Here is a 20868-nt window from a genome sequence, read left to right as displayed (position 1 = left end):
CCATCGATTCAGCCACACCGCCTCGGCGTACTGGATCGCCCGGTCAAGCCGGGCGATGACAGTGAGGGTGTGGTGCGAGCCTACCCCATAATGCTACATGTGTTCCCATGTCCAAAGTCACCCCGGCCACCCGCGCGCTCACAGCCGCCGGTGTCGCTTTCACCGTCCACGCCTACGACTACGACTACGACTACGATCCTGACGCCGAGAGCATTGGCCTGCAGGCGGCCGCCGCGCTCGGTGAAGACCCGGCACGCGTGCTGAAGACGCTGATGGCGCTGGTGGACGGCAAGCCGGTCTGCGTCATCGTCCCGTCCGACCAGGAAGTCTCGATGAAGAAGCTCGCCGCGGCCGCTGGCGGCAGATCGGCGCAGATGATGAAGCCGCCGGAGGCCGAGCGCGTCACTGGCTACAAGGTCGGCGGCATCAGCCCGTTCGGGCAGCGCAAGCAGGTCGGCACGGTGCTCGAGCAGAGCGCGCTCGCACATGACCTCGTCTATCTCAATGGCGGTCAACGCGGGCTGCAAGTGCGGATGAAGCCGACCGATGTGCGGGATGTCGTGAAGGCAGTCGTGGCCGACGTGCTCGCCTGAGGTGATCGCCACACCAGCGCGACTCGCAAGGCTGGTTTACGCGCCGTCGCTGGCTGCCGGACCTTGCGGCGGCTAATGCTTGCCCAAACACATGAGCGACGCGTGACGTCGGGGAGGGCGCCTGAATGACTGACGCAATCGGATTTATCGGTCTCGGTGTCATGGGCGAGCCCATCTGCCGGAATTTGCTGCGCAAGAGCGGGCGCAAGCTGCTGGCCTTCGACCTCGCCGTGGAGCCGCTGGCGCGGATCGCGGCTGACGGGGCGGTCGCGGCAAATTCCGTGGCCGACGTCGTCGGTGGCAGCGATGTCACCTTCCTCTGCCTGCCCAGTGCCAAGCATGTGTTGTCGGCCTTCGAGGGCGGCATTCTGCCGGCCGTCCGGCGCGGCCAGATCGTTGTCGATCTCGGAACGTCCGAGGTCGGGATGACGCGTGAATTTGCCCGCCAACTCGCAGAAAAGGGAGCGCTCTGGATCGACGCACCGATCGCCCGCACGCGTCAGGCCGCGCAGGACGGCACGCTCAGCGTGATGGTCGGCGCCACGTCCGCGCAGTTTTCGCAAGTCGAGCCGCTGATCCGGCATTTCGCCACCGATGTCACCCTGTGCGGCGGCACCGGCGCCGGCCAGATCACAAAAATCCTCAACAACATGGTGCTGTTCGAGACCGTGAATGCGCTGGCGGAGGCCGTCGCGGTCGCAAAGCGTAGCGGTGTCGAACCAAAATTGTTGCTGGAAACGTTGTCGAAAGGCTCGGCCGACAGCTTTGCGCTGCGTAACCATGGCATGAAAGCCATTGTTCCGAACGAGTATCCCCTGCGCGCGTTCTCGACCGAATATGCGATGAAGGATCTGACCTACGCGCTTGAACTCGGCAGACAGACCGGCGTCAACATGCGCGGGGCCGCGCTGATCCGTACGATCTTCGAGGAGGCGATCGAGGGCGGGATGGGCGATGCTTACTTCCCCGTCATCGCAAGGCTGCTTGAACCCGGAAAATAACCGGCGCTATTGCTTCTGCAGCAGCTTAAGTCGGCAGCGCAGCGCCTCGCGGATGTGGCCGCGGGCGAGCTGTTCGGCCTTGTCGCCGTCGCGCGCTGCGATGGCCTCGATGATGGCGAGGTGCTCGCTGTGGCTGGTCGAGGGCCGCCCCGTCACGATGAAGGTGGTCGGGCCGAGCAGGGCGATCCAGTCCTGCAATTCGCGGGAGGCGTTGTCGAGATAGCGGTTGCGAGCGGCGCGGCAGATCGCCTCGTGGAAGGCGCGGTTAAGCCTTGCCATTTCGCCGGCGTCGGTCTCGGAGGCTTCGACAAAGGCCTGCTCGATATCCCGGAGCGCATCCACCTCCGGTGCAGAGGCGTGCTCGGCGGCAAGGCGCGCGGCGGCCCCCTCCATGATCTCGCGCATGGCGTAGAGCTCGAGCACCTCGGAGATGTCGAGGTTACGCACGATCAGGCCGCGCCCGCCGGCGGGCTCGACGAAGCCGCGCGCCGCAAGCCGGCCAAGCGCTTCACGCACGGGCGTACGGCTGACCTTCAGCCGTTGCGCGACTTCCTCCTCGCGCAGGCGGTCACCGGCGCGGTAGCTGCCGGCCTGGAGTGCCTCGCACAACGAGCGGAATACGGCTTCGCCCAGCGCCACACCACCGCCACGAGCGATCGATCCGCCTGTCTTTGCCGGGCGTCTGGCCATGAATCCCCGGGTCTGCGATCCGCATCCTGCCCATGCAGAGATGCTGCTTGCCTCCCATCTGTATATCTTTGTATACAAAAGTACGCAATGGCTGCCAGGATTGACCGCAGCCGTCGGCGGGCAGAATGTCTCCAACTTCGTCGCATCGGGCAGACGGCATGAGCAGCAAATACGACGTGCTGGTGATCGGCGGCGGCAACGCGGCGCTGTGCGCGGCGATCTCGGCGCGCCGCGGCGGTGCCTCGGTGCTCGTGCTCGAGGGCGCGCCAAAGTTCTATCGCGGTGGCAACACCCGCCACACCCGCAACATGCGCTGCGCCCATGACGCGGCGACCGAGATCCTGACCGGCCCCTATACCGAGGATGAGTTCTGGGAGGACCTGCTGCGCGTCACCGGCGGGCAGACCGACGAAGTGCTCGCCCGTCACATGATCCGGGAGTCCAAGGACATCCTGAACTGGATCGTGGAGCAGGGCGTACGCTGGCAGCCCTCGCTCGGCGGCACGCTGAGCCTCGGTCGCACCAACTCCTTCTTCCTCGGCGGTGGCCGCGCCATGCTGAACGCGCTGTATCTGACCGCGGAGCGGCTCGGCGTCGACGTTGAATATGACGCCGAGGTCACCGACCTCGTCATCGAAGACGGCATGTTCCTCGCCGCCCGCCTCAAGCGGCCGATCAACGGCGAGACCGCGATCCGCGCGATCTCGTTGGTCGCTGCCGCCGGCGGGTTCGAGGCCAACATTGAATGGCTGAAGCAATATTGGGGCGAGGCCGCCGACAATTTCCTGATCCGCGGCACCCCCTATAATCGTGGCTCGATCCTGAAGATGCTGCTCGACAAGGGCGTGCAGGAGGTCGGCGACCCCACCCAGTGCCACGCGGTCGCGATCGACGCCCGCGCGCCGAAATTCGATGGCGGCATCATTACGCGCCATGACTCGGTGGTGTTCGGCATCGTCGTCAACAAGCACGCGCAGCGCTTCTATGACGAGGGCGAGGACATCTGGCCGAAGCGCTACGCGATCTGGGGCCGGCTGGTCGCGGCCCAGCCCGACCAGATTGCCTACATCATCTTCGATTCGACCGTCGTGACCAGCTTCATGCCGACCCTGTTCCCGCCGATCGCCGGGCAGACGGTGGCCGAGCTTGCCCGCAAGCTCGAGCTCGATCCGGCCGCGCTGGAAAAGACCGTCACCGAATTCAACGCGGCGGTGCTATCAGGCACGTTCGATCACACCATTCTGGATGACTGCCGCACCGAAGGTATCACGCCGCCCAAGACCCATTGGGCGCGTAAGATCGAGACGCCGCCCTATCTCGCCTATCCCGTGCGGCCCGGCATCACCTTCACCTATCTCGGCACGCGCGTGAACAAGGAGGCGCGGATGCTGATGGCTGATGGCAAGCCGTCCGGCAACATGTTCGCAGCCGGCGAGATCATGGCCGGCAATGTGCTCGGCAAGGGATATGCGGCCGGCATGGGCATGACCATCGGCAGCGTGTTCGGGCGGATCGCAGGACGGGAAGCGGCGAAACATGCACGGAACTAGAATCCTTGATGAAGCCGACCGTCTGATGACGGTCTGCAATTCCTGCCGTTATTGCGAGGGCCTGTGCGCGGTGTTTCCGGCCATGGAGATGCGACGCGCCTTCTCCGACGGCGACCTCAACTATCTCGCCAACCTCTGCCATTCCTGCGGCGCCTGCTATGTCGACTGCCAGTTCTCGCCGCCGCACGAGTTCAACGTCAACGTCCCAAAGACGCTGGCGGTCGCGCGCGCGGAGTCCTACGCCACCTATGCCTGGCCACAGGCCCTGTCCGGTGCATTCGCCCGTAACGGCCTCGTCATCGCCATCATCGCTGCGCTCAGCATGGCGGCCTTCATTCTTGGCTTCGTGGCCCTGAATGATGCTAGGGGGCTGTTCGGGGTGCACACCGGTCCCGGCGCGTTCTACAAGCTGATGCCGCACAACGCGATGGCCGCCTTGTTTGGCGCTGCGTTCCTTTATGCCATCCTCGCGCTGGTCATGAGCGTGCGCGCGTTCTGGCGCGACATCGGCCCGCCGATTGACGGCCGCGCCGATGGCGGCTCGATCTTTCAGGCGATCCGTGATGCCGGCGAGCTGCGCTATCTCCACGGGGGCGGCGTCGGCTGCTACAACGAGGATGACAAGCCGACCGACCGGCGCAAGCTCTACCATCACCTGACGTTCTACGGCTTCCTGCTGTGCTTTGCCGCAACTTCGGTGGCGACGCTCTATCACTATCTGCTCGGCCGCGAGGCGCCGTATCCGTGGTGGGACCTGCCGGTCGTGCTCGGTACGCTCGGCGGCATCGGCCTCATCGTTGGCTCGATCGGCCTGTTCGTGGCCAAGATGCGGCGCGATCCGGCGCTGCTCGACGAGAACAGCTACGGCATGGATGTCGGCTTCATCGCCATGCTGTTGCTGACCGGGTTCACCGGCATTCTGCTTCTGATCCTGCGCGAGACTGCGGCCATGGGGCCGCTGCTGGCGCTGCATCTCGGCGCGGTGTTCGCACTGTTCATCACCATGCCCTATGGCAAGTTCGTGCACGGCATCTACCGCTTCGTGGCGCTGGTGCGCTATGCGCAGGAACGGCGGACCGCGGCCTAGCCTTCACGCCAGGCTGAATCGGCCGTCCTGAAGAAATGCAATGGTCTGCGCGATCGCAACGCCGTGACGCGGCAGTCCGGTATGGGAAGCGTTCACGACGATATGGTCGGCCATGCCGGCCAGCATCGCGCTTTGCACCGACACGCGTCCGTCATTCGGTTTCGGCAGGACGAAGAGGCCGGCGACGGGATCAATGAAACGGTTTCCTGCGATGACGCCGACGGGATAGTCCACAACGGGCAGGACGTTAGACCGGTTCGCTGTCGTGAGCTCAAGCCCGGCCGGCCCGTAGAATGCGCGGTAAAGCCGAGACCCGCTCAGGAGATCGGCGACCTCGCTGCCGCCGTTCGGCGTGCCCAGCATCACGACGCCGCCAAGCCGGTTCGGCCGGTGTTTCGCGAGATAGGCGCGCGTCACGAGACCGCCCATCGAATGCGCGACGAAGTGGAGCGGAGCCTCGCGTTCGGCAAAGCGGGCGATTGCCGGGTGGATATCGTCAGCGAGCGCTGCGATTGGCTTCCCGCGGCTCGCATAGTCGATGTTGAGCGTAGCGAATCCGGCTGCCTGGAGTGACCGCTCAAGCCTCCTCAGCGATGAGGAGCCGCGCGCGATGCCATGAAGCAGAACCACTCCAGGACATCGCGCGCTGCGCATTTCAGGCGCCCCGCGCATCTCTCTTACGCCACCTCCCGCTCCGGCGCGGACGCCTGCTCGCGGGCCATCGTCGTTGCCGTGACGTAGTCGGTCTTGCCGGTGCCAAGCAACGGCACTTTGTCGACCACCATGATCGTCGCGGGCACGGTCAGCTCGGAGGCGCCGACTGCCTTGGCCTGGGCCTGCATGGCGCTGCGCTCGGCATTCTTCTCCGTGGTCAGCAAGACGATGCGCTCGCCCTTGCGCTGGTCGGGGATCGACACGGCGACCGAAGCGGCCTGCGGCCACAGCGTGGTCGCGATGCTCTCGACCGCCGACAGCGAGACCATTTCGCCGGCGATCTTGGCAAAGCGCTTGGCGCGGCCCTTGATGGTGATGAAGCCGGCAGCATCGATCGCCACGATATCGCCGGTGTCGTGCCAGCCCTCGGGCAGCACTTCGAGCACACCAGGGTTTTCAGCCCTGAGGTAACCGAGCATCACGTTCGGTCCGCGCACCGACAGGCGGCCGCCTTCCTCAATGCCGGGAACCGGATCGAGGCGGCTTTCCATCAGTGGCGAGAGACGGCCGACAGTGCCGGGACGGTTGGCCATCGGCGTGTTCATCGCCAGCACCGGCGCCGTCTCGGTGACGCCATAGCCTTCGAGGATGCGGATGCCGTAGCGCTCCATGAACACCTGGCGCGTGCGGTCCTTGACCGCCTCGGCGCCGGCGATCACCAAGCGCAGGGTGCGGAAGTCGTAGGCATGCGCAGAGCGCGCATAGCCGGTGAGGAAGGTGTCGGTGCCGAACAGGATGGTAGCACCGGTTTGGTAGATCAGCTCGGGCACGATGCGGTAGTGCAGCGGCGAGGGATACATGTAGATCGGAATGCCCGCGAGAACAGGCATCATCATTCCGCCCGTGAGTCCGAATGAGTGGAACACCGGCAGCACGTTGAACACCTTGTCATTGGCGTTGGCATCGACACGCGCCAGCGCCTGCGCCGCGTTGGCGAGGATGTTGCGATGGGACAGTACCACGCCCTTGGGGGTGCCTTCCGAGCCCGACGTGAAGAGCACGACGGCGGGATCGTTGGCCTGACGCGTGACGCGTGGTGCAGTGCCGGCGAGCAGTCCCTTGATCTTGTCAGCCGTGCCTATCGAGGCGCGGACGTCCTCGAGATAGACGACGCGCGCCTCGTCGGAGATCGCGGCCATCAGCCTGTCGAGCTTACCCTTCTCGATGAAGGCTTTTGAGGTCAGCACGGTCTTGACCTGCGCAGCTTTCATGGCGGCGAGGACGTTGACCGGGCCGGCCGAGAAATTCAGCATCGCCGGAACGCGACCGATGCTCTGCAGCGCCATGAAGACCACGGCGACGCCCGCGGAGTTCGGCAGCAGCACGCCGACGTTCTCGCCGGCCGTGGTGCCGGTCTCGAGCTTGCGGCTCAGGACCTGCGCGCCGAGGATCAGCTTGCGATAGGTGAGCTTGGTGCCGAGGGCGTCCTCGATGATCACCTTGCCCGTGTCGCGGTCGCGATAGGCGTGTCCGAGCGCCTCGAACAGCGAGTGATCGAGCATGGCGTTCTTGACCAGCGCGTCGATCATGACGTCCTGCAGCGCGGCGCCGGCGGCATTGCGGCGCGCCTTGCCCTTGAGCTGTTCATCGACCGGCAGCTTGACCGGTGGCAGGATCGTCACCGTCACCCGCGGGAACCAGGAGCGCTTGATCTGGCTGGAGTTGAGGTAACTGAGATGCGAGCGCTGCGCACCTTCGATGCGAACCGGCACGACCACGGCGTCGGCCTTGTCCGCGATCATCGCGGTGCCGTCATAGACCTTCATCAGCGACCCGGAGACAGTGATGCGTCCCTCCGGGAAGATCACCACCGGTTCGCCCGCGGCGACGAGCTTGATCAGGTCGCGCGCGGCCAGCGGCTTGGTCGGGTCCATGGTGTAGTGCTTGACCACGCGCAGGAACGGCTTGGCCCACCAGGCCTTGGAGATGCCGGTGTCGACCGCGAAGCTCGCATCGATCGGCAGCACGGCGTGCAGCAGCGGGCCGTCGATCAGGCTGACATGGTTCGGCGCGATCAGCATGCGGGTGCCGGGAGGCGGCAGATTTTCGAGGCCACGGATCTCGGTACGGAATAGCGCGCGGAACAGCAGTCCGCCGAAATCGCGCACGCCTTCCTTGCCCCACTTCGTCAGGACGAACCACACTGCGCCAAAGCTGGCGACGCCGAGGCCGAAGAAGATCCAGCCGACATGCACGCCGCCGGCCTGCAGCAGCGCGACGAACAGCGAGCCGACCACCATGAAGGCAGCCTGCAACACGTTGCCGGCGGCGATGATGCGGGCGCGTTCGTTCGGCGCCGACCAGGCCTGCACCGCGGCGAAGGAGGGAACGACGAACAGGCCGCCGCCGAAGGCGAAGGCGACGAAGTCGACCAGCATGCGTAGGCCCGCGAACGAGGTCGCAAAGTCGATCGCCGCGATGTCCTGGCCCTTGGTCGCCACAGCGATGGCCCAGGCGAGATCGAGGCCGGCGCAGCCCATGATGATGGCGCCGATCGGCACCAGCGCGAGGTTCGGACGAACATGGCTCAGGCTGGCCGCAAACAGAGAACCGATGGCGATGCCGATCGCGAAGATCGCAAGGCACAGCGTCACCACGCCTTCGCTACCACCGACGACGTCCTTCACCAGTGCCGGCAAGAGCGACAGCACGATGGCGCCGACCAGCCAGAACCAGGAGACGATCACGGTGCCATCCCACAGACGGTGGTCGGCATGTAGCGTCTTGAGCAGGCTGAGCGTCGAGGTCCAGGGATTGGCATCGACGGGCAGATCGGGCGCGGAGGGCGTTGTCTGCGGAATGCGGGAGGCAAAGGCCCAGGACAGCAGGGCCAGCACGACCACGGCCGATGCGACCCAGGCCATATGCGCGGAGCCTGCGACGAATTGGCCGCCGGCGACAGTGCCGAGCAGGATCGCCATGAAGGTTGCACCTTCAACCAGCGCGTTGCCGGTGGCGAGCTCACCGAGCTCCAGCTGGTCCGGCAGCATGGAGTATTTCACGGGACCAAACAGCGCGGCGATGATGCCGAACAGTGCAAGCGCGGTGAACAGCAGCGGCACCGAGTGCATGAAGAAACCCGCAGCAGCGAAGCCCGCCGCAAAGATTTCGGCGAACTTCAATCGCCTTGCGACGACCGATTTGACGTATTTGTCGGCAAGCTGGCCGCCGAGCCCGGACAGGATGAAGTAGGGGAAGATGAAGACGGCACCTGCCACCGTCACCAGGGCATCACCGTGGCCCGTTGCGGCGCTGTAAAGCAGGATGATGACGAGTGCGTTCTTGAGCACGTTGTCATTGAGCGCCGAGAAAAATTGCGCCCAGAACAGCGGCGCAAAGCGGCGTGACGACATCAATTCCCTGATCATGACGAGTCCTGTTTTGGAAAGGCAGCCTGAGGTTGTTACGTTGCGGGTCGAACGTCACGACCGGAAGGGTGTGGGGAGCGATTGCAGGCGACGACGCTTGCCGGCCTGTCGTGTCCCCTCGGTCCCTCCGATCCAGTTGGTCTCCAGCTTGTCTCGTTAGGTTCGCAAATATCCGGTCGCGACCGCAACTTCGGGCGGAAATGCCGCGATTATGGGGATATCGCCGGGGCCGATAAGAAAAAGCTGAACGGCATCTCTGACTTTCGCCGAGTCGGCCGGCAGTGTCCGGACATAGTAAGTGCTTTGTTGCGATCGGCGTTCGCATTCGAGTGGAGCCGCACGTGCATCGGCTTGTCCACTAGGTGAGGTGAGCGAGATGGCGAAAGGGATTGAGCCGGCCAAGCAGGCTGACGCGGCGGCCCTCATGGCGGGCGCGGGTGCGGCTGGTCCGCCACATCCGGAAGGTCGCGCGGCGCTCAGCGAGCACGCCGGCGATGTCGCAGGCATTTGCAATCCGATCGATCGGCGCCATCGCGAGCCGCAGGACAGCGCGACCGAAGCCGCTGACGAGGGCCGCGGCGTCATCGATGAAGGTGGAGGCAATATCAACAGCAAGGGTTTGCATTTTGCAGGTCTCCGGGCTAAATTGAACAATGTTCACGTGAGTAGCTTGAAAATGAACAATGTTCAAGAAGAATCGCTGCGGGATCGAAAAAAAAGTCGCCGGCGGCTTCAAATCCTGGAGATCGCCCGCAGCATCATCGCCTCTAAAGGATTGAGATCATTAAAGGTTCGGGATATCGCGGACGCCGCCGGCTGCTCCGTCGGCAGCGTCTATAACGAGTTCGACGACTTCGACGGGGTGATCCTGACCGTCAACAGGGAGACGGTTCAGGCGCTCACGGCGCGGCTGGGCGCGGTTCCGACCGAAGATCCGGTTCGCCAGCTCTATGGATTAGCCGAGACCTATCTCGATTTCTTCGCCGAGAACGCCAATCTGCTGCGCTCGCTGTTCGAGCATCGGATGGAGGATGACCGCCCGTATCCCGACGACATCCTTCAGATGGTGATGGACGCCTTCGCGCTGATGCATCAGCCCCTGGTGCGCGTGCTGCCTGATGCGGATGACGTGAAGATCGCGCTATTGTCGCGCACGCTGTTTTCCGCAGTCCACGGCATCATCTCGCTCGGCCTCGAAGAGCGTATGGTTGCGGTGCCGCCGCAGATGCTGCGCCAGCAGGTCACACAGTTCCTCGACGCGCATCTTCTGGGTCTCGGAGTCTTGCCGGCACGATGATTGCGACGGTCGCCGTCACGCGCGGGCGGCTTCACGTGGCCGTGCTGCGACGACGACGATGTCCGCGTTCCCGTTGTCAACCTGAACCCGGTTGCGCCCCTTCTCCTTGGCGCGATAGCAGGCGGCATCGGCCCGACGCATCGCCTCCTCGAGCGTGGTGTCGCGGTCGGTGATGCAGGCGACGCCGATGCTGCCGGTCACCGCAAAGCTGCGGTCCTCCCAGGCGAAGCTGAACAGCTCGAGCGACCGCCGCAGCCGCTCGGCGATATTGACCGCGTCGTAGGGCGGGCATTGCGGGAGGATCAGAGCGAATTCATCGCCGCCGAGCCGGGCGACCAGATCGCGCGGCCGCCGATCCTGCTGCAACAGCTGCGCGACCTGACACAGCAGCCGATCGCCGGCGAGATGGCCACTGCTGTCGTTGACGTTCTTGAACTGGTCGAGGTCGAGCAGGATCAGACTGAGCCAACCCGCCGCATTATTGTCGAGCTCGCTTTGCATGCGGGCCTCGAAGGCGCGGCGGTTGGTGATGCCCGTGAGCCAATCGTGCGACGCCTGAAAGGCCAGGCGTTCCTTCTCCGCGTGCAAGGCATCCTCGAATGCCTGTCGCTGCAGCACCAGTCGCCGGGTGTGCCAGATCATGAGCAGAATCAGTGCCGCGGCGGTGACGATGTTGACGAAGGTCAGCATCACCTTGATGGTGCGAGAGCCTTCGCCGAGAGCGGTCGAGAACCGCTCGGCATGTCCGGTAAACTGCCTGTTCAGTTCCGAAAGCCGCGACGACAGGAATTGCAGGCGATCGACATTGCGGATGGGGCCGTCCTTCAGCTCGCTCCGGATCACTTCACCGAAGATGCTAAGCTCGAGCAGCATCGGATCGGTGGCAGCCCACTCCCGGATCGCCTCCTTAAAGAAGTTGATGCCGCTGAAATAGCGGAACAGCCAGATCATGCCAGGAATATCGTCGGGATGGTTCCCGCCTTGCAGAAGTCCGATACGGGCGGTCTCGACATCTACCGGATCGCGTTCGAGGGCCCACCTTGCATACTCGTCGCCGATCGGGACAGCGATCGAGGACCGATATCGCGCGAACTGGCTGGTTTCGCCCGAATGCAGATAAAGATTGAGGAAATAGACGGCGTTCTTTTGCGAACGCGACCACATCGCCTCGCCGGCGACATAAGCGCGAACCGACGACATCACTTCCAGACTGAACCCGGCAATCGTCGCCTGGAGCACGACGACCATGACGAATGGCGAGACGAGCTTGATGACGTGAAGGAAGCTGCGTTCCTTCGCCGACGTTGCTGTTCTGCGAAACACTGCGTTCCCCAAATCGCTCAACGACCCCAGCGGAGCGTTCCGCTGACAACGCCGATTACGCGAGAACGCTGCTTGGTTCGACCCGAAAAAGTCCCAAGACCATCTCGCAGGGTGAAGGCGTTGTGAAGCCGATGTTGAAAATGCGACCGAGCCGGAACCTCGCGGCATCGGCGCGCCGATGCCGCCGAATCCGGCCTTTGCGACTCACGCGATCGAGAGGATTTGGCCGATTGCTAGACCAGCACCGGCTGGCGCACACGTCCGGCATCGCCGAACACGCGCAAATAGCGATCGATCTCGGAGGGCATCCCGGTCGCCTTCTCGGGATTGTCGGAGAGCTTGACGGCCGGACGCCCGTCGACCGACGACACCTTGCAGACCAGCGAGATCGGATCGAGATTGAAAGACCCGTCCGGCGCACAGCCGACAAAGTCGTTGGTGAGGTTGGTGCCCCAGCCGAAGGAGAGCCGCACGCGGCCGGCGAAATGGTGATAAGTCTCCTCGATCGAGCCGACGTCCATCGCGTCGGAGAAGACGAGCAGCTTGTCCTTGGGGTTGCGGCCCTTCTTCTGCCACCATGCGACGATCTCTTCGCCGGCCTGGATCGGCGGCGCACTGTCGGGGCGGAAGCCGGTCCAGTCGGCAACCCATTCCGGCGCATCACGCAGGAAGGCCTTGGTGCCGAAAGCGTCCGGTAGTGCGATCAAGAGATTGCCGCCATAGGTCTGGCGCCACTGATCGAGAATGCGATAGGGCGCCCAGCGCAATTCCTCGTCGTCCTTGGCGAGCGCGGCCGCGACCATCGGCAGCTCGTGTGCATTGGTGCCGATCGCTTCGAGATCGTTGTCCATGGCGAGCAGTACATTGGACGTTCCGATGAAGGACGGGCCCAGCCCTTCCTTCACCGCCTCCACGCACCAGCGTTGCCAGAGAAAACCGTGGCGGCGGCGGGTGCCGAAGTCGGACAGCCGCAAATTCTCCAGCTTGCGCAGCCGCTCCACCTTGGTCCACAGCTTGGCCTTGGCGCGGGCATAGAGCACATCGAGCTCGAAGCGGCCGCGGCCCTTGAATGCCGCGCGGGAACGCAACTCGTTGAGGATGGCGAGCGCCGGAATCTCCCACATCGAGGTGTGGGTCCACGGGCCGTGGAAGTGCAGCTCGTACTGGCCCTCGACCTTGCGCAGCTCGTATTCGGGAAGGCGGAATTCGGCGAGCCAGCGGATGAAGTCCGCCGAGAACATGTGGGTCTTGCCGTAGAAGGTGTTACCGGCAAGCCAGATCAGCTCCTTCTTGGAAAAGCGGATGGTGCGGGCATGATCGAGCTGGGCGCGCAGCTCGCCTTCGTCGATGGTCTCGGCTAGCCGCACATGGCGCGACCGGTTGATGACTGAGAACGTGACTTGCTGATCCGGATACGATTCCCGAATCATCTGCAGCATCAATAGCTTATAGAAATCGGTATCCAGCAGGCTGCGGATGATGGGATCCAGCCGCCAGCTGTGATTGTAGGTTCGGCTCGCAATGTCGGTCACTGTCATGACCGAATTCTAGCGTGGCCGCCCGCGCGCAACCAGTGGGTTTGGCGAGGGGCGGGCCATCGCTTAGGCAGCCGGCGGGCAACGACCAGTTCAGGCAGAAACCGTCGCCGCCATGAATTCCAGTTGTGTCCTGATCCAGCGGTGCGCCGGGTCCTTCTGATAGCGCTGATGCCAGACCATGAACATCGGCAGTTCGGCCAGCATGCGCGTGCGCGAGGCCAGCGGAATCCGCGTATGCGCGAAGCCACCCATCACGCCGGAGGCGAGCAGGCTCGGCATGCTCGCCAGCATTTGCGAGCCGCGCAGGAACGACGGCACGCCGGAGAAGCTCGGCACCGAGATGGCGATGTCGCGGTGGAAGCCGTTCGCGGCGAGCCGGCGGTCGAAGTCGAGGCGTTCATTGTCAGTGTAAACGACAGTGATGTGACGCGCGGCGAGATAGCCGTCGCGGCTGGCCGGAGCCGCGCGCGTCGTGGCATCGTAATAGCAGACGTAATGATCGCTCAGCAGCCGCTTCTGCACGATGTCGACGCCGGATGGTGGCAGCGGCGTGATCATGAGATCGCAGCGATTTTCGCGCAGCATCGCGGGCGAGGGCGATTGCGACGGGATCACGCGCAGGTTCAGGCTCTTCACCTGCGCGGCGACGTGTCCGAAGAAGCCCGGCAGCAGCAGGTCTCGCTGGAAATCATTGGCGGCGATCGTCAGGGAAAGCTGCGCGCTCGCGGGTTCGAAGGTAACGCCGCCGGCAAAGCTGCGCATCTCGTCGATCAGCGTGCGGGCCTTCGTGGCCAGTGCCTGGGCATGGGCGGTCGCGACAATGCCGCGACCGGATTTTGCGAACAGCGGATCGCCGACGATCCGCCGCAGCTTGTTCAGCCCGTGACTGACGGCGGATTGGGTCAGGCCGAGACGCGTCGCGGCTGCTGTCACCGAACCCTCCTCCAGCACCGCGAGGAACAATTCGAGGGCGTGGCCGTCGAGGGCCAAATGATCGATTTTGTTCATGAGACTCATTATAATCGATCTATTTATCTTGAGAATAGGGGGCGGCATTATCGTTCAATAAGCCGCGCACCCGGGCTCCGGGGCGCCCAAGGGAGAGACAACGCCGATGAATGTCCAGGCGCCAGCCTTGCAGGATCCCCGCCTCAACCGCCCCGAGCCGTTCACGCCGCGCGACGGCGGCTTCTTCCAGCGCGACCGTTCGATCCATCCGCCCGCCTATGCGCCCGGCTACAAATCCTCGGTGCTGCGTTCGCCGCGCCAGTCGCTGCTGTCGATCGAGAATTCGGTCTCGGAGATCACGGGGCCGGTGTTCGGCCACAACGATCTCGGGCCGCTCGATAACGATCTGATCCGCAATTACGCAAAGGACGGCGATCCCGTCGGCGAGCGCATCGTCGTCCACGGTCGCGTGCTGGACGAGACCGGTCGCGGCGTGCCGAACACGCTGGTGGAGTTCTGGCAGGCCAATGCCGGCGGTCGCTACCGGCACAAGAAGGATACCTACCTGGCGCCGATCGATCCGAACTTCGGCGGCTGCGGCCGCGCACTGACCGACGACAACGGCTACTATTATTTCCGCACGGTGAAGCCCGGGCCGTATCCTTGGCGCAACTTCGTCAACAGCTGGCGTCCCGCCCACATCCACTTCTCGGTGTTCGGCTCCGGCTTTGCGCAGCGGCTGATCACGCAGATGTACTTTGAGGGCGATCCGCTGATCCCGATCTGCCCGATCCTTACGACGATCCCGGACAAGGACGCGCTCGACCGTCTGGTCGCACCGCTCGACCTCAATGCCTCAACACCGTTCGACTCGCTCGCCTACCGCTTCGACATCGTGCTGCGCGGCCAGCGCTCCACCTATTTCGAAAATCGTCCCGAAGGGAACTGAGCAAATGCCGCAGCCGCTCAACTATCTCAAGGAAACCGCCTCGCAGACCGCCGGGCCCTACGTCCATATTGGCCTGATCCCGGCCATGGCCGGCTTCGACATCTTCGAGAATAACTTCTCCAACGTATTGGTGACGCCGAACACACAAGGCGAGCGCATCACGCTGGAAGGCAAGGTGCTCGACGGCAGCGGCTCGCCGCTGCGCGACGTGCTGCTCGAGATCTGGCAGGCCAACGCGGCCGGCCGTTACAACCATCCGGCCGACCGCTCGGCCGGCGCTCTGGACGCAGACTTCCGCGGCTGGGGCCGCGGCGGCTCCGATTTCGAGAGCGGCCTCGTGACGTTCGAGACCATCAAGCCGGGCGCCATCACCGACAAGGCCGGGCGCAAGTGCGCGCCGCATGTCAACGTCTGGATCGTCGCGCGTGGCATCAATATCGGGCTCAACACGCGACTCTATTTCTCCGACGAGGAAGCCGCCAACGCCGCCGATCCCGTGCTCAATCTGGTCGAGCCGCAGGTGCGTCGCAAGACGCTGATCGCCACGCGCGGCGAACGCGCCGGCAAGGTCGTGTATTCCTTCACGATCAATCTGCAGGGGCCGGACGAGACCGTCTTCTTCGACGTCTGATCGATCTCATCAATGCAGTGGAGCGGCCCCATCCGACGATGGGGCCGCTTCTGTCGCTGTCCGCGAAGCCGCCGCTTCGGCTCCTGAGTGCGACAAAAGTCTAGGCCACGGGCTGCTGCCGGTCGGGAACCAAACCGCCTCCCGATCTTTGCTTCGACAGGTCCCTCGCGGAGGCTTTGCCATGAGCAAGCTGCAAGAGCGCGAAACTGTCCCCGACGTCTACAATCTTTTTCTCGCGGCCGTTCTGTTCATCTCACCATGGCTGTTCAAGCTGACCAACAGCCAGGGTAAGATTGATCTCTGGGTCACCAGCGCGATCATTGTCGTGCTCTCGCTGGCTGCCATCATTGCTTACCGGGACTGGGAGGAATGGATCAACGTGCTGATGGGCGTCTGGCTCATCGCATCGCCCTGGCTGCTCGGATTCCCGCACACGCGGGCGATGCATCTGAGCATCGGCTTCGGTATCGTCATCGTGCTTCTGGCGCTGCTCGATCTCTTCCTGCATTACGAGAAGAGGCACCCTGAGGATGCGCCGGCAGATCAGGCGCACCGATAGCGCGTGGATCAACCCTCATCGCCATGGAGCTGTGCGCGAAAGGCGCGCGGGGACAGTCCGGTGGCCGCTGCATAGACCCGGCTGAAATAGGCGGGGTCTTCGAAGCCGAGGGCGTAGGCGATCGTCGAGATCGGCAGGTTGGTATAGACGAGGTTGCGCCGCGCCTCGCGGATCAACCGGTTCAGGATCAGGTGCGAAGCGGTGTCACCGGTCGCCGCGCGCGTGACGCGGTTGAGATGGGTCGGCGTGATCGCCAGCGACTTCGCATAGTCCGCAACGGTCCAGCGCTCCAGATGATGTTGTTCGAGCAAGGCCTCGAAGCGGCGAAACAGATTTGTCTCGGCATTGCCGCTGCCGCCGCTTTCGCCCGTGAGTGCGCGTGCGACGAGCCCGATCATGGCCGCCGACAGCGCGCGCAGCACATGGGCGCGGCCGAAATCGCGCGCAGCATGCTCGGCAAAGATCTGCTTCATGGTGGCGCGGATCTGCGGCGTGCCGCGCACAACGGCCGATCGCGACAGCACGCCGCGCAAACCCTCGGCGGCAAGCAGCGCCTCGTCCATGATCTCCGCTGCGATGGTCAGCACCCAACCCTGTGTTCCCGGAATGAAGCGGAAGCCGTGGACATGGCCGACCGGCACGTTGACGATCTGCATCGGCTTCAAGGGCACCACGCGACCGTCGAGCGTCGCTTCGCCGCCGCCACGCTCGATCAGCAGCACCTGGTGCAGCCGGGCATGCCGGTGCACGGCGAGGGTCCAGTCGTGCAGCACCGAGCGGGACGCAATCGTCTCGCAATGGACGACATCCGGCAAGTCGCCGGCTTCGCCGAACAGGTTGTAGACCCGGATCGCCGGGGCGGGGGCTGCGGTCTTCATGTTCGAATTGTACAAGACAATGGCGAAACCCTCCATCGGTCCGGCCTGCGAAATCTGCAAAAAAGTGCCGACGGGAGGACGCAAAAATGAATGTTCAGGTCTGCATTATCGGCGGTGGGCCGTCCGGGTTGTTGCTGTCCCAACTCCTGCACCTGAAGGGCATCGACACCATCGTGCTGGAGAAATATAGCCGCGACCACGTGCTGGCCCGCATCCGCGCCGGCGTGCTCGAGCACGGTTTCGCCAGGCTGATGCGCGAGGCGCAATGCGGCGAGCGGATGGACCGCGAGGGCGAGATCCACAACGGATTCGAGATCGCTCATGATGGCGTGCTCTCCCATATCGATCTGCACAAGCACTCCGGCGGCAATTCGGTGCTGGTCTATGGCCAGACCGAGCTGACGCGCGATCTCTACGAGGCGCGCGACCGGCTCAGTGGCAAGGTCGTGCACAATGCCGAGGACGTGACGCCGCACGATCTGACTTCGGACCAGCCATACGTGACCTATCGGTCGAACGGCGAGACCGTGCGCGTCGATTGCGACTACATCGTCGGCGCCGACGGATTTCACGGCGTCAGCCGCAAATCGATCCCGAAGGATGTGCTGCGCGAATATGAGAAGGTCTACCCGTTCGGCTGGCTGGGGGTGCTGTCACGCACCAAGCCGGTGTCGCCGGAGCTGATCTATGTGAAGCACGAACGCGGTTTCGCGCTGTGCTCGCTGCGCTCTCAGGTGCTGAGCCGCTATTACGTCCAGGTGCCGCTGACCGACAAGGTCGAGGATTGGTCGGACGACGCTTTCTGGGCGGAGCTGAAGCGTCGCCTGCCGGACCATGTCGCCGCACGATTGATCACCGGTCCCTCGATCGAGAAGAGCATCGCGCCGCTCCGCAGCTTCGTCGCCGAGCCGATGAGCTATGGCCGCCTGTTCCTCGCCGGCGACGCCGCGCACATCGTGCCACCGACCGGCGCGCGCGGGCTGAACAGCGCGGCGTCCGACATCTATTATCTCTACCACGCGATGCTCGCGCATTATCAGGGCGGTGACGATTCCGGGTTGAAAGGCTATTCCGCCAAGGCGCTGGCGCGGATCTGGAGGGCGCAGCGCTTCTCGTGGTGGATGACGATGATGCTGCATCGTTTCCCCGATCGCTCCGAGTATGAAGACCGGCTCCAGCAGACCGAGCTGGAGTACCTGTTCTCGTCCGAGACGGCACAGCGATTGCTCGCGGAGAACTATGTGGGGCTGCCGTTCTAGCTTTTTCCTTTGGGAGAAGCCACGGCAAGGTGTCCCACCTTACCCGCCAGTGCCTCCGTCGGCTCCTGCGGTCGGCTTTATCAAGTTGGCTCAGATCGCGTGCGACGCTCTCCTCCAACTGGGTGCGCCGCCGCTCCATCGTTCACCCGTGTGAAGTTCTTGTCTCGGTTGTTCACCGCTTTGAACTTGCTGCCGTCGATGGTGACGCTCGACGTGGCGAGCCGGCTCCATCGATGGATCGACCAGCCTCGGCTGTCCGCGTCGTCGTGGCAATAACACCTGATCTTGTGCTTCCAATCCGCTCGCTCCCCAAGCCGCATTAAAGTCAGTGCTCCTTTGAATCTTGGTCACGCAGAGGGCGCGTGATCTGATGACCTCCTGGACCTAGGACACTGGTCGGGTGAACATTCCGCTCAAAATCGGATTGCCTACAATTGGGATCTCGGTCGTCCGGCGTTGATATCGCGCGCCATGGAAAACTGCCCTTTCAGCGTCACGAGGAACTGCCCCCTCACGGATAGGTCAGGAGAGACCGAAGGAAGCAGAAACGCAGCACTGAAGGTTGGCCGTGGAGTGATCCACGGGCAGGTGATGAAGACGCCGCACGAGGTGGCGGAGATGTTGCGCCTGAGGGTGTGCGGGGGGTGCGAAGCGGCAGCTGGAGCTATACGCGGAGCGGTCACTTCGGCTATGAGGGTGCAGAACCGGCCCTCAATCCGCAAGGACTAAGGGACGCCATTGGCGCGCCTCTCAAGTGCCGCGCACCGTTCCAGCAGCACATCGAATTCTTCCGGATCGTCCAGCAATAACCCGTCCTTGATCATATGCTGATAGTCTTGTTCGAGGACGAGCCGTGCCGCTCCTTCAGGAACCAGTCTCAACGAGCCGTTGACGGCCTTTTGATAGTCAATGACCTCGCCGCGACTGTCCTTCGCTGCGAAGAACCATGTTTTGTGTTCGGCCACCGCTTTGGCGAGGTCACGATCAGCAAGGGCAGCGTCTGCAATCTTGGCCTGGTCCAATCTCATTAGATCGTACCAATGGCGTGCGAATCGTTCGCCCCTTAGCTTGCCTTGCGCGCAGAAGACATGGATTGCGGTCGCCTTTTCCCAGAAAGTACGTTCTGCCTTCATAGTTTTCGGCCGCGCAGTCGGAAATTCCAGTCCTGGCAGGTATTCAGCCGCATCGCAGACCACGTTGTGAACGTCACTTGGCTCACCAGTGGACCTGGCACCGAATTCTAGCATTACCTTGGGGCCGACGTATCCGCTGCCTTGCTCGACGGGATCATAGGCGACAAAGAGCTTCTCGCCCTCGACTTTTAGGATTGCACTTAGTCGATCCTCGGCCAAACGCTGCTCGATTGTTGGCAAGGCATGCTCGTTGACCCAGACCGGGAGGCGCTCGTAGACGCGTTCTGTCCAGCGTTTGCCTTGGCTGCGATTTTGCGGCACCGGGTTGCTGTCAGTTGGATTCACGAGGTCGGGGGCCAGCGCGCGAATGTCATAGGTAAGATCGACGTCTTCGGAGAAGCGTCGAATCGCGCCATAGACCTTTGAGAGCGAGGTTCCTCCCTTAAATACGAGATGCTCGCCTAATGGGGAAGTAGAGAGTGCATTCAAGCACCAGACGACCCAGACATCCTTTTCGAGCAGATGCGCGGGGCGTCCCGAGTTTGATGATGCGACGCCAAGCGCATCTTGGCGCTCGGCGTCGCTGAGCTTCAAGAATTGATCAGGCATGGAGGACCAACTCACTCACCGGCTTGGCAAGCCAGGTCGGAAGCGATCCCGCCGCTGACTTAAGTTCGCGAATTTCCTCTGAAGTCAGCTTTTGGCTTACAGAACGCAAGGCTTGCTTCGCCGCGTTTGGACCGACCCAAGCAAGCGCCCGAACGACGGTCCCTGCAGGCCGATAGGCCAAGGTGAGCTGCCACCGCGGCGCATGTCGGAACTCGACAACCTGCTTTCCCAGGCGAAACTCGCGTGAGGGACCAGAGGTCAGATACACCTGACGAACTGGCACCTGCGTTGTCAAACCGAGCTGGTTTGCAGCCGCCGCACCACTGGAGACGATGATTTCGCCACTTCGAGCCTGAGCTTCCTCCACGACTTTTTTCACCGCTGGAGCTCTCTCCCCAAAACGGCTTTCGACCGGACGCAGATAGGTACCTCGCCTGGCACGCAACAGCTTTCCTCGTCTGGCAAGACGTGACAGGGCCTGATCGACAGCGGCTCGATTTCCAAGGTGCAAAAGCGCCTTGGCTGAGATCGGAACGCCTTCGGATAGCCCGTTGGTTTCTTCCAAAATCTGAATACTGAGGCTCTTCATGCCATCCTCCTGTCAGAAACATAATATAATATCTGACACTTCGCAAGACCGGATGCAAAAGCGCTCGCCTCAAATAGGACCGATTCGTACCTATGTAGTCTGTGCAGGAACCGCCGTATTCTGGCGCTCATCTCGGGGGCAAATTTCCGCCC

At 63.3% G+C, this 20868-nt stretch carries 19 protein-coding genes; 9 read left to right on the top strand and 10 right to left on the bottom strand.

From position 1 onward, the window contains the following. The first annotated feature begins 107 nt into the window (after window positions 1-107). Both ybaK and XI06_RS22795 read left to right on the top strand, forming a co-directional pair. Complete coding sequence (gene ybaK, locus XI06_RS22800; protein ID WP_271606553.1) at window positions 108-593, top strand: Cys-tRNA(Pro) deacylase; 486 nt, start codon at window positions 108-110, stop codon at window positions 591-593. Window positions 594-718: 125 nt separating this feature from the next. After that, a complete protein-coding gene (locus XI06_RS22795; protein ID WP_271606552.1) occupies window positions 719-1594 on the top strand; it encodes an NAD(P)-dependent oxidoreductase in 876 nt (291 codons plus the stop codon). Window positions 1595-1600: 6 nt separating this feature from the next. Here XI06_RS22795 and XI06_RS22790 read toward each other — a convergent pair whose 3' ends face one another. Beyond that, on the bottom strand, window positions 1601-2284 hold the full coding sequence (locus tag XI06_RS22790) for a GntR family transcriptional regulator (RefSeq protein WP_271606551.1): 684 nt from the start codon (window positions 2282-2284) through the stop codon (window positions 1601-1603). 158 nt (window positions 2285-2442) lie between these two features. Here XI06_RS22790 and tcuA point away from each other — a divergent pair, with 158 nt between their 5' ends. Both tcuA and tcuB read left to right on the top strand, forming a co-directional pair. Next, on the top strand, window positions 2443-3834 hold the full coding sequence (gene tcuA / locus XI06_RS22785) for an FAD-dependent tricarballylate dehydrogenase TcuA (protein WP_271606550.1): 1392 nt from the start codon (window positions 2443-2445) through the stop codon (window positions 3832-3834). Next, window positions 3821-4921, top strand: coding sequence for a tricarballylate utilization 4Fe-4S protein TcuB (gene tcuB, locus XI06_RS22780; protein ID WP_271606549.1), 1101 nt, complete (start codon window positions 3821-3823; stop codon window positions 4919-4921). The genes tcuA and tcuB overlap by 14 nt, the downstream gene beginning before the upstream one ends. Window positions 4922-4924: 3 nt before the next feature. Here tcuB and XI06_RS22775 read toward each other — a convergent pair whose 3' ends face one another. The 3 genes from XI06_RS22775 to XI06_RS43560 form a co-directional block, all read right to left on the bottom strand. Further along, window positions 4925-5593, bottom strand: coding sequence for an esterase/lipase family protein (locus XI06_RS22775; protein ID WP_237872806.1), 669 nt, complete (start codon window positions 5591-5593; stop codon window positions 4925-4927). A gap of 5 nt (window positions 5594-5598) precedes the next feature. Further along, a complete protein-coding gene (locus tag XI06_RS22770) occupies window positions 5599-9003 on the bottom strand; it encodes an acyl-[ACP]--phospholipid O-acyltransferase (RefSeq protein ID WP_271606548.1) in 3405 nt (1134 codons plus the stop codon). Between the two features lie 358 nt (window positions 9004-9361). Further along, a complete protein-coding gene (locus XI06_RS43560) occupies window positions 9362-9628 on the bottom strand; it encodes a hypothetical protein (RefSeq protein WP_333909360.1) in 267 nt (88 codons plus the stop codon). Between the two features lie 51 nt (window positions 9629-9679). On the opposite strand from XI06_RS43560, the gene XI06_RS22765 reads away from it, so the two are divergent. Then, window positions 9680-10300: a TetR/AcrR family transcriptional regulator gene (locus XI06_RS22765; RefSeq protein WP_271606572.1), complete on the top strand. Its 621-nt coding sequence runs from the start codon at window positions 9680-9682 to the stop codon at window positions 10298-10300. A gap of 15 nt (window positions 10301-10315) precedes the next feature. On the opposite strand, the gene XI06_RS22760 is transcribed toward XI06_RS22765, so the two are convergent. From XI06_RS22760 to XI06_RS22750, 3 genes are all read right to left on the bottom strand, one after another. Continuing rightward, on the bottom strand, window positions 10316-11623 hold the full coding sequence (locus XI06_RS22760; protein WP_271606547.1) for a GGDEF domain-containing protein: 1308 nt from the start codon (window positions 11621-11623) through the stop codon (window positions 10316-10318). Window positions 11624-11856: 233 nt separating this feature from the next. Beyond that, window positions 11857-13161 (bottom strand): nicotinate phosphoribosyltransferase, encoded by a 1305-nt coding sequence (gene pncB, locus XI06_RS22755; RefSeq protein ID WP_271606546.1) that lies wholly within the window; start codon window positions 13159-13161, stop codon window positions 11857-11859. A gap of 90 nt (window positions 13162-13251) precedes the next feature. Beyond that, window positions 13252-14178 carry a LysR family transcriptional regulator gene (locus XI06_RS22750; RefSeq protein WP_271606545.1) on the bottom strand — a complete coding sequence of 309 codons (927 nt, stop codon included), beginning with the start codon at window positions 14176-14178 and terminating at the stop codon, window positions 13252-13254. 97 nt (window positions 14179-14275) lie between these two features. Here XI06_RS22750 and pcaH point away from each other — a divergent pair, with 97 nt between their 5' ends. The 3 genes from pcaH (at window position 14276) to XI06_RS22735 (ending at window position 16248) form a co-directional block, all read left to right on the top strand. Next, on the top strand, window positions 14276-15058 hold the full coding sequence (gene pcaH, locus XI06_RS22745; protein WP_237865379.1) for a protocatechuate 3,4-dioxygenase subunit beta: 783 nt from the start codon (window positions 14276-14278) through the stop codon (window positions 15056-15058). Window positions 15059-15062: 4 nt separating this feature from the next. Beyond that, the gene (gene pcaG, locus XI06_RS22740; RefSeq protein ID WP_237872814.1) at window positions 15063-15689 is read left to right on the top strand and encodes a protocatechuate 3,4-dioxygenase subunit alpha; all 627 of its coding nucleotides are present in this window, start codon (window positions 15063-15065) and stop codon (window positions 15687-15689) included. A gap of 181 nt (window positions 15690-15870) precedes the next feature. Beyond that, a complete protein-coding gene (locus XI06_RS22735) occupies window positions 15871-16248 on the top strand; it encodes an SPW repeat protein (RefSeq protein WP_237872815.1) in 378 nt (125 codons plus the stop codon). A gap of 8 nt (window positions 16249-16256) precedes the next feature. Here XI06_RS22735 and XI06_RS22730 read toward each other — a convergent pair whose 3' ends face one another. Continuing rightward, window positions 16257-17162 carry a helix-turn-helix domain-containing protein gene (locus tag XI06_RS22730; RefSeq protein ID WP_271606544.1) on the bottom strand — a complete coding sequence of 302 codons (906 nt, stop codon included), beginning with the start codon at window positions 17160-17162 and terminating at the stop codon, window positions 16257-16259. Between the two features lie 50 nt (window positions 17163-17212). Here XI06_RS22730 and pobA point away from each other — a divergent pair, with 50 nt between their 5' ends. Continuing rightward, window positions 17213-18385 (top strand): 4-hydroxybenzoate 3-monooxygenase, encoded by a 1173-nt coding sequence (gene pobA / locus XI06_RS22725; protein ID WP_271606543.1) that lies wholly within the window; start codon window positions 17213-17215, stop codon window positions 18383-18385. A 725-nt stretch (window positions 18386-19110) separates the two neighbouring features. On the opposite strand, the gene XI06_RS22715 is transcribed toward pobA, so the two are convergent. After that, complete coding sequence (locus tag XI06_RS22715; RefSeq protein WP_271606542.1) at window positions 19111-20127, bottom strand: nucleotidyl transferase AbiEii/AbiGii toxin family protein; 1017 nt, start codon at window positions 20125-20127, stop codon at window positions 19111-19113. Beyond that, window positions 20120-20716, bottom strand: coding sequence for a DUF6088 family protein (locus tag XI06_RS22710; RefSeq protein WP_237865395.1), 597 nt, complete (start codon window positions 20714-20716; stop codon window positions 20120-20122). Before XI06_RS22710 ends, XI06_RS22715 begins: the two co-directional genes overlap by 8 nt. Between the last annotated feature and the right edge of the window lie 152 nt (window positions 20717-20868).

Origin of the sequence: Bradyrhizobium sp. CCBAU 11434 (assembly GCF_028128895.1) — a bacterium.
Taxonomy (GTDB): domain Bacteria; phylum Pseudomonadota; class Alphaproteobacteria; order Rhizobiales; family Xanthobacteraceae; genus Bradyrhizobium; species Bradyrhizobium zhengyangense.
Note: the sequence above shows the minus strand (reverse complement) of the source record. Positions and strands in the feature narration are given on the sequence as shown.

Bases quoted from the DNA above. Each gene is read 5' to 3' on its own strand.
- ybaK (WP_271606553.1), top strand. From the start codon at position 108: ATGTCCAAAGTCACCCCGGCCACCCGCGCGCTCACAGCCGCCGGTGTC.
- XI06_RS22795 (WP_271606552.1), top strand. From the start codon at position 719: ATGACTGACGCAATCGGATTTATCGGTCTCGGTGTCATGGGCGAGCCC.
- XI06_RS22790 (WP_271606551.1), bottom strand. From the start codon at position 2,284: ATGGCCAGACGCCCGGCAAAGACAGGCGGATCGATCGCTCGTGGCGGT.
- tcuA (WP_271606550.1), top strand. From the start codon at position 2,443: ATGAGCAGCAAATACGACGTGCTGGTGATCGGCGGCGGCAACGCGGCG.
- tcuB (WP_271606549.1), top strand. From the start codon at position 3,821: ATGCACGGAACTAGAATCCTTGATGAAGCCGACCGTCTGATGACGGTC.
- XI06_RS22775 (WP_237872806.1), bottom strand. From the start codon at position 5,593: ATGCGCGGGGCGCCTGAAATGCGCAGCGCGCGATGTCCTGGAGTGGTT.
- XI06_RS22770 (WP_271606548.1), bottom strand. From the start codon at position 9,003: ATGATCAGGGAATTGATGTCGTCACGCCGCTTTGCGCCGCTGTTCTGG.
- XI06_RS43560 (WP_333909360.1), bottom strand. From the start codon at position 9,628: ATGCAAACCCTTGCTGTTGATATTGCCTCCACCTTCATCGATGACGCC.
- XI06_RS22765 (WP_271606572.1), top strand. From the start codon at position 9,680: ATGAACAATGTTCAAGAAGAATCGCTGCGGGATCGAAAAAAAAGTCGC.
- pncB (WP_271606546.1), bottom strand. From the start codon at position 13,161: ATGACAGTGACCGACATTGCGAGCCGAACCTACAATCACAGCTGGCGG.
- XI06_RS22750 (WP_271606545.1), bottom strand. From the start codon at position 14,178: ATGAGTCTCATGAACAAAATCGATCATTTGGCCCTCGACGGCCACGCC.
- pcaH (WP_237865379.1), top strand. From the start codon at position 14,276: ATGAATGTCCAGGCGCCAGCCTTGCAGGATCCCCGCCTCAACCGCCCC.
- pcaG (WP_237872814.1), top strand. From the start codon at position 15,063: ATGCCGCAGCCGCTCAACTATCTCAAGGAAACCGCCTCGCAGACCGCC.
- XI06_RS22735 (WP_237872815.1), top strand. From the start codon at position 15,871: ATGAGCAAGCTGCAAGAGCGCGAAACTGTCCCCGACGTCTACAATCTT.
- XI06_RS22730 (WP_271606544.1), bottom strand. From the start codon at position 17,162: ATGGAGGGTTTCGCCATTGTCTTGTACAATTCGAACATGAAGACCGCA.
- pobA (WP_271606543.1), top strand. From the start codon at position 17,213: ATGAATGTTCAGGTCTGCATTATCGGCGGTGGGCCGTCCGGGTTGTTG.
- XI06_RS22715 (WP_271606542.1), bottom strand. From the start codon at position 20,127: ATGCCTGATCAATTCTTGAAGCTCAGCGACGCCGAGCGCCAAGATGCG.
- XI06_RS22710 (WP_237865395.1), bottom strand. From the start codon at position 20,716: ATGAAGAGCCTCAGTATTCAGATTTTGGAAGAAACCAACGGGCTATCC.